The following is a 7,920-nucleotide window of genomic DNA, read 5'->3' on the forward strand; positions in this document are numbered from 1 at the left end:
GGTCGAGAAAGCCAGTCCGATCAAGGCCATAGAGCGTCCTTGACGCGTCGAGATCATAGGCCATCGACAGCGTCGTGCCCTGGAGGTTGCGGGCGTTTTCCTGGACATAGGCATCGGCGATCGACAATGACGAATTGACGATCGTCTTGGTGCGGATTTCGAACCAGCGGTCGAGGCCGATGTCGAGCGTGATCGAGGCGATGATCGCCACCATGATGGCGGGAATTGCGGCGACCAGGGCAAACATTGCGACGATGCGCACATGCAGCCGCGAGGCCGCCTTGCCGTGCCGGCGAGCCATCAGGATGCGGTGTACTTCGCGTCCGACCAGCGCGATGAGGAACAGGACGAATATGGCATTGAGGGCGATCAATGCGAGCGTCGTCGACTCGTTGGGCGTAATCGGCGTGGCGCCGACGAGGATGGTGAACGAGATCGCCGCCGTCACCAGCGCGCCGCCGACCGCGACCACACCGGGCAGCGCAAGCAGCCTGCGCCCGTCGCGTGCGCCGGGTTCGCTGAAAAGCGGTTGGTTGAGTGTCGGTGCCTGCGGAGCCATGTCGCCGTCTAGAGCCATCATTGCGTCGGATGTATGCAACGCATTGTGGCGATTATGCAACAAGTGTGACCGAGACGGAAATCTTTCGCGAGATGGTCCCCTGAAAAGAGCCCGGGCTCGGATCAGGGCTCAGGGCTGTCGCGATGATTTGTAGACGTTGACGCCGAGGTCGCGAATCTTCTTGCGCAGCGTGTTGCGGTTCAAGCCCAGCAGTTCGGCGGCCTTGATCTGGTTGCCGCGGGTTGCCGTCATCGAGGCCAGGACCAGCGGATACTCGACCTCGGACAGAATGCGCTGGTAGAGACCGGCAGGCGGCAAATCGCCGGCAAACGAGGCGAAATAACGCTGCAGGAAATGCTCGACCGCCTGGCCGATGGACAGGTCGTCGGGAATGAGGTTGCCGCCGCCCGGCACCACCGGGCGCTCGCCGGTCTTGAGCTCGGCTTCGATGATCTCGGCCGAAATCTCATCCTGCGAATAGAGCGCGGCGAGCCTGCGGACGAGGTTTTCCAGTTCGCGCACATTGCCCGGCCAGGGGTAGCGCTTCATCAGTTCGATGCCGCCCGACGAAATGCGCTTGGTCTGCAGGCCTTCCATCTCGCCGAGCTTGAAAAAGTGCCGCACGAGGTCGGGCACGTCCTCGGAGCGCTCGCGCAGCGCCGGCAGCCTGAGCGGCACGACGTTGAGGCGATAGAAAAGATCCTCGCGGAAAAGCCCCTGGTTGATCAGCGTGCGCAGATCCTTGTTGGTGGCGGCGACGATGCGCACGTCGGTCTTGATCGGCGTGCGTCCGCCAACGGTCGTGTACTCACCCTGCTGCAGGACGCGCAGCAGGCGCGTCTGCGCTTCCATCGGCATGTCGCCGATCTCGTCGAGGAACAGCGTGCCGCCTTCGGCCTGTTCGAAGCGACCGGTGGAGCGGTTCTGGGCGCCGGTGAAGGCGCCCTTCTCGTGGCCGAACAGTTCCGACTCGATCAGGTCACGCGGGATCGCCGCCATGTTGATGGCGACGAACGGGCCGCCGCGGCGGCGGCCATACTCATGCAGCGCACGCGCCACCAACTCCTTGCCGGTGCCGGATTCGCCAGAAATCATCACCGTCAGGTCGGTCTGCATCATGCGCGCCAGCATGCGGTAGATGTCCTGCATGGCCGCCGAGCGGCCGACCAGCGGCATCGCGTCAGGTTGCTCTTCCGGCCGCGCATCGATCTTCGGCCGCCGCGGCTCGGAAAGCGCCCGGTTGACGATGTTGAGCAGTTCGGTCAAGTCGAATGGCTTCGGCAGATATTCATAAGCGCCGGTTTCGGATGCACGGATCGCCGTCATGAAGGTGTTCTGGGCGCTCATGACGATAACGGGCAGCTCCGGCCGCGCCTTCTTGATGCGCGGCAGCATGTCGAAGGCGTTCTCGTCCGGCATCACCACATCGGTGATGACCAGATCGCCCTCGCCCGCCGCCACCCAGCGCCACAATGTCGAAGCGTTGGAAGTGACGCGCACCTCGTGACCGACGCGCGAAAGCGCCTGGTTGAGGACGGTGCGGATCGCCGCATCGTCGTCGGCGACGAGAATATTGCCGCGAACGGTCATTTGCGGTCTCCTTCACCGTCTTCATCGGCGCCGTATGGCACCTCTTTCCAGGCCGGCATCAGAATGCGGAATGTGGTCCCGCGCGGCGTCGATTCGCATTCGATGATGCCGCCATGCTCGCCGACGATCTTGGCGACCAGCGCCAGCCCCAGCCCCGAGCCGTTCGGCTTGGTGGTGATAAAGGGATCGAACAGGATCGGCAGGATATCTTCCGAGACGCCGGAGCCATTGTCGCGCACGCAGAATTCCAGCGGCAGCGATACGCGATCCTGCGTGCCCGGAACGGAAACACGGATGCCCGGCCGGAAGGCGGTCGACAGCACGATCTCGCCCTGCGGGTCACTGCCGATTGCCTCGGCGGCGTTCTTGACCAGGTTGAGGAACACCTGGATGAGCTGGTCGCGGTTGGCAAACACCGGAGGCAACGAAGGATCATAATCCTCCATTATCTTGATTCTCTTGGCAAAACCGTTCTTGGCAATCGCCTTCACATGGTCGAGAACGACGTGGATGTTGACGGGGTAGCGATCGATCGGCCGCTCGTCGGAAAACACCTCCATGCGGTCGACCAGCGACACGATGCGGTCGGTCTCGTCGGTAATCAGCCGCGTCAGCGCGCGGTCCTCGTCGGAAGCCGACAGTTCGAGCAGCTGGGCAGCACCGCGGATGCCGGAGAGCGGGTTCTTGATCTCGTGGGCAAGCATCGCCGCCAGGCCGGTCACCGAGCGCGCAGCGCCGCGGTGCGTCATCTGCCGGTCGATCTTGTCGGCCATTGACCTTTCTTGGAACATCACCACGACGGAGCCTGGAAATTCCGGCACCGGCGCGACATAGAGATCGACGACCTTCTCGATGCCCAGGCGCGGCGACGACACGTCGACCCGGTATTCGTTGACTGGAGCGAGGCGGTCGCGCACCTGATCGACCAGCGACAGCAGCGGGCTGCCGAAGGGAATGAGTTTCGACAGCGTGTTGCGGGCGAGCATGGTCGCGCTTGAGCGGAAAAAGTCCTCGGCATCGGCATTGGCGTAGGTGATGAACCCTTGCTCGCTGATCATGATCACCGGGCGCCGGATGGTGTTGAGCACGATCTGGGCGGCATCCGCCATTTCAACACCCTGGCCAACGGCGGCGATCATGCGGCGCTCCGCAGGTTCAGCGGTTGCGGATCGCGCGAAAACACATCGCGCAGCAAGGCGATGACGCGGGCAGGCTCGAATGCCGTCAATATGGCCTTTCGACTGTCGTCAGCGACATCGCCGGCATGACGGTCGAGATACCAGCCAAGATGCTTGCGCGCCTGGCGCAGGCCACTTTCGACGCCATAGAGCGCCAGCATGTCCTCGTAGTGGGCCACGACATAGTCGGCCAGCGCCATCCGGTTCTGCGGCACCTTGGCCGCTGCCTCGCCCGTCGCGGCCGCCGCGATGCTGCCAGCGATCCAAGGCGCACCGTAATGCGCGCGGCCGATCATCACGGCATTGGCACCTGACTGGTCGAGAATGGCAGCCGCTTCCGCCGGCGAAGAAACATCTCCATTGGCGACGACCGGGATCGACACGGCTTCCTTGACCCGGGCGATGGCGCGCCAGTCGGCCTTGCCCTGGTAGAACTGGCAGCGCGTGCGGCCGTGCACCGTCACCATCCTGACACCGGCCTGTTCGGCGCGGCGCGCCAGCATCGGGGCGTTGAGTGCGCCTTCGTCCCAGCCCAACCGCATCTTGACCGTGACCGGCACCTTGACCGCGCCGACCACGGCGTCGATCAGCGACAGCGCGTGGTCGAGATCCAGCATCAATGCCGAGCCGGCATAACCACCGGTGACCTTCTTGGCCGGGCAGCCCATGTTGATGTCGATGATGTCGGCGCCCTCGCCAGCGGCGATCCGCGCGCCTTCCGCCATGTGCGCCGCCTCGCGGCCGGCAAGCTGCACCATGTGAACCGGCAGGCCGGAATGACGAATGCGCAGGTCGCAACCGGCCCTGCCCTTGGCAAGCTCGCCGCTGGCCACCATTTCGGATACGACAAGACCGGCGCCATGGGCATGGGCGCGCTGCCGGAACGGCTCATCGGTGATGCCCGACATCGGCGCCAGGAACACGCGATTGCGAATTTGCACGCCGCCGACGTCGAGTGGCGCGGCCAATTTGGTCACATCAGGCATGCACAAAAACCAAGCATATTAGTTCGCTGCACATTCTCTAGCCAGAACCGGCGCAATGTGCAACGCGGAATGACGTCACATTAAGGCGCAATTGGGAAAAATGCTGGCCTTCTGAATTGGCGCCAGACGCCCCTTGGAAGGCGCAAAGGACGCCTTCGAAGTTCATATTTGGCGCACGATCTTTTCCGAAAACCGATTACACTTTTCGGGATCGTGCGCTAAGCCAATCTGCATGACTGACGCAAGTGAAAATTCGAGTGACGATGGCAAGGTCGCCGTGGTGATCGTCGCCGCCGGCCGCGGCGCTCGCGCCGGGCAGGCCAACGGACCCAAGCAGTATCAAAGTATTGGCGGCCACGCCGTCATCGCCCACACGATTGAGATTTTCCTGGCCCACCCGCGGACCAGCGAAGTTGTTGTCGCCATTCATGCCGACGACCACGAGTTGTTCCAGCAGGCGGCAGGCGCCAACGCCGAGCGGGTCATCGCCATCATGGGCGGGGCGACCAGGCAGGCGTCGGTGCGGCTCGGTCTGCTCGCACTGAGAGGCCACGCGCCGGGCCGGGTTCTGATCCACGACGCCGTCCGCCCGTTCGTCGATGCGGAGTTGATCGACCGGACCATCGACGCCATCGGCGAGCGCGAGGGCGCGCTGCCCGCCCTGCCCGTCGCCGATACGCTGAAGCGCGAGTCGGCCGCTGGCGTCGTGGGAGAAACCGTTTCCCGCAACGGACTTCACGCCGCGCAGACGCCACAGGGCTTTCCGTTCTGGCCCATTCTTGCCGCGCACGAGAAAGCCCATCACCTGGGAAAAATGGACTTCACCGACGACGCCGCGATCGCTGAATGGGCGCATATTCCGGTAAAGATCGTTCCGGGTTCACCGGACAATGTCAAACTCACCTGGGCACGGGATATTGCAATGGCGGACCAACGGCTTTCCGGCGAACGTGCGCGCTTCCCCGACATCAGAACCGGCAATGGCTACGACGTCCACGCCTTCGAACCTGGCGACCATGTCACCCTGTGCGGCGTCGCCATCCCGCATGACAAGAAACTTTCGGGCCACTCCGACGCCGATGTCGGCCTGCATGCCTTGACCGATGCGCTGCTGGCGACCTGTGGCGCCGGCGACATCGGCACGCATTTCCCGCCGTCCGATCCGCAGTGGAAAGGCGCTGCATCTCGTATCTTCGTCGAACATGCGGCAAAGTTGGTGCGCGAGCGCGGCGGCCGCATCGCCAACGCCGACATCACGCTGATCTGCGAGGCGCCGCGCGTCGGCCCGCATCGCGAGGCGATGACGGCAGCCCTGTCACAGATGCTGGCAATTTCCCCTGATCGCATCTCGATCAAGGCGACAACCAACGAAAAGCTCGGCTTTGTCGGCCGCGAGGAAGGCATAGCGGCCATCGCCACCGCCAGCGTGGTGTTTCCCGGCGAGGTGCCGGAATGACCAACGACGAGCTGGCAAACGCGCTACTTCAGGCCTGCCAGCAGCGCGGCATCATGCTGGCAACGGCGGAAAGCTGCACCGGCGGCATGATCATCGCAGCGCTCACCGACATCGCCGGCTCGTCCGCCGTCGTCGATCGCGGCTTCATCACCTATTCGAACGAAGCCAAGATGGACATGCTCGGTGTTTCCCCCGCCACGCTTGAAGATCATGGCGCTGTTTCACGCGAGACGGCGATTGAAATGGCAAAGGGCGCGCTGGCCCATTCGCGCGCCAAGCTGACGCTCGCGGTCACCGGCATCGCCGGGCCCGGCGGCGGATCGGTGGAAAAGCCTGTCGGCCTGGTCTGGTTCGGGGTCGGGCTGGACGGCGAGACGGTGGCTGCCGAGCACAGGCTGTTTGCCGACAAGGGGCGCGATTTTATCCGCCGTGAAACAGTTGGGCATGCGCTGGAACTGGGACTGCGTGCGCTCGGCCAGACTTAAGGCGCGATGCGCTTTAAGTCTTTGTATTTATGCCTGTCGTAGTTCCGCTGCGCACTTTTGGGCGACATGCATCAGGCCGACGATGCAACACCGTAGATGACGTCGGCGCGCTTCTCGAAAGCCTCGGCGAACATGCGGAAGGCTCGATCGAACATGGTGCCCATCACCGCGCCCAGAATGCGGCTCTTGAATTCATAATCGATGAAGAAGCGGACAATACAGCCGCCGCCATCGGGTTCGAAGCGCCAGACATTGCTTAGATATTTGAACGGGCCATCGATGTATTTCACGTCGATGGTGTTCTCGTCGGGTTTCAGCAGCACCTGCGTGGTGAAGGTTTCGCGGATCGCCTTGTAGCCGATGCTCATGTCGGCGACGAGAACGGTGCGTCCGTCACGCTCCTTGCGCGAGCGCACCGTCAGCGCTTCGCAAAGCGGCAGGAACTGCGGATAGGCCTCGATATCGGCAACCAGTGYGAACATCTGTTGCGGCGTATGGGCAACCCGKCGGGTGGCTTCGAATTTCGGCATGAACCGGCCCTAAAGCGCGTTGCGTTGAAACGGATTCATGCGACGCGCTTTGGATTCCTTGTTTTTATGCATGTCGTTCTCCCAAAACCGAGGTCACTTTTGGGTGACATGCATTAGAGCGATTTCTTGAGAAGCGCTTCCCGCGCCGCACGCAACCTAGCGAAATCGTCGCCGGCGTGATGCGACGAACGCGTCAGCGGGCTCGACGCCACCAGCAGAAAACCCTTGGTCCGGCCGATCGTCTCGAAGGATTTGAACTCCTCCGGGGTGACGAAGCGGATCACCGGATGGTGCTTCTTGGACGGCTGCAGATACTGGCCGATGGTCATGAAGTCGACATTGGCCGAGCGCAGATCGTCCATCAATTGCAGGATTTCGTTCCGCTCTTCGCCCAGGCCCACCATGATGCCGGACTTGGTGAAGATCGACGGGTCGAGTTCCTTGACCCGCTGCAACAGTCGGATCGAATGAAAATAGCGGGCGCCTGGACGAACCGTCAGATAGTTCGACGGCACGGTCTCGAGATTGTGGTTGAAGACGTCGGGCTTGGCCGCCACGACGATCTCCAGTGCGCCTTCCTTACGCAGGAAATCGGGCGTCAGGATTTCGATCGTGGTCAACGGCGTGGCCGCCCTGATGGCGCGGATGACCTCGGCAAAATGCTGCGCACCGCCATCGGCGAGATCATCGCGGTCGACCGAGGTGATGACGACATGGGTCAGGCCCATCTGCTTGACCGCGTGCGCGACGCGGGCCGGTTCATCGGGATCGAGTGCGGTCGGGATGCCGGTGGCGACATTGCAGAACGCGCAGGCGCGTGTGCAGATCTCGCCCATGATCATGAAGGTGGCGTGCTTCTTCTCCCAGCATTCGCCGATGTTGGGGCAGCCGGCCTCTTCGCAGACGGTCACCAGCTTGTGCGACTTCACGATCTCGCGGGTCTCGGCATAGCCCTTCGAGACCGGCGCCTTGACGCGGATCCAGTCGGGCTTGCGCAGCACGTCCTGATCGGGCTTGTGCGCCTTTTCCGGATGCCGCAAGCGCGGTGCGTTGGCAATCGTATCGAGGACAGTGACCATCTGGAAACCTGGTTTGTTCGCGACAGCCAGTCCGGCTTTCGCTGTCATAACGTCATC

The 7,920-nt window shown here is 62.9% G+C and carries 7 protein-coding genes and 1 pseudogene; 2 read left to right on the top strand and 6 right to left on the bottom strand.

The genetic code is table 11. The features are described from left to right. From ACXJ7R_RS19115 to dusB, 4 genes and pseudogenes are all read right to left on the bottom strand, one after another. Nucleotides 1–559: pseudogene (locus ACXJ7R_RS19115) on the bottom strand (PAS domain-containing sensor histidine kinase); the annotation flags it as partial. Nucleotides 560–688: 129 nt separating this feature from the next. Continuing rightward, nucleotides 689–2,149 (bottom strand): nitrogen regulation protein NR(I), encoded by a 1,461-nt coding sequence (gene ntrC, locus ACXJ7R_RS19120; protein WP_095091616.1) that lies wholly within the window; start codon nt 2,147–2,149, stop codon nt 689–691. Continuing rightward, nucleotides 2,146–3,288 (bottom strand): two-component system sensor histidine kinase NtrB, encoded by a 1,143-nt coding sequence (locus tag ACXJ7R_RS19125; protein ID WP_457153211.1) that lies wholly within the window; start codon nt 3,286–3,288, stop codon nt 2,146–2,148. The genes ntrC and ACXJ7R_RS19125 overlap by 4 nt, the downstream gene beginning before the upstream one ends. Continuing rightward, entirely contained in the window at nt 3,285–4,313 is a 1,029-nt protein-coding gene (gene dusB / locus ACXJ7R_RS19130) for a tRNA dihydrouridine synthase DusB (protein ID WP_457153212.1), read from the bottom strand. The genes ACXJ7R_RS19125 and dusB overlap by 4 nt, the downstream gene beginning before the upstream one ends. 232 nt (nt 4,314–4,545) lie before the next feature. On the opposite strand from dusB, the gene ACXJ7R_RS19135 reads away from it, so the two are divergent. Then, nucleotides 4,546–5,769 (top strand): bifunctional 2-C-methyl-D-erythritol 4-phosphate cytidylyltransferase/2-C-methyl-D-erythritol 2,4-cyclodiphosphate synthase, encoded by a 1,224-nt coding sequence (locus ACXJ7R_RS19135; protein ID WP_457153213.1) that lies wholly within the window; start codon nt 4,546–4,548, stop codon nt 5,767–5,769. Then, entirely contained in the window at nt 5,766–6,254 is a 489-nt protein-coding gene (locus ACXJ7R_RS19140; protein ID WP_457153214.1) for a CinA family protein, read from the top strand. Before ACXJ7R_RS19135 ends, ACXJ7R_RS19140 begins: the two co-directional genes overlap by 4 nt. Before the next feature lie 71 nt (nt 6,255–6,325). Here the strand turns inward: ACXJ7R_RS19140 and ACXJ7R_RS19145 are convergent, their stop codons facing one another. Next, nucleotides 6,326–6,784: a type II toxin-antitoxin system RatA family toxin gene (locus ACXJ7R_RS19145; protein WP_457153215.1), complete on the bottom strand. Its 459-nt coding sequence runs from the start codon at nt 6,782–6,784 to the stop codon at nt 6,326–6,328. Between the two features lie 113 nt (nt 6,785–6,897). Continuing rightward, nucleotides 6,898–7,863 carry a lipoyl synthase gene (gene lipA / locus ACXJ7R_RS19150; protein ID WP_379025166.1) on the bottom strand — a complete coding sequence of 322 codons (966 nt, stop codon included), beginning with the start codon at nt 7,861–7,863 and terminating at the stop codon, nt 6,898–6,900. Between the last annotated feature and the right edge of the window lie 57 nt (nt 7,864–7,920).

The sequence above is a fragment of the Mesorhizobium sp. P5_C1 genome (assembly GCF_054049815.1).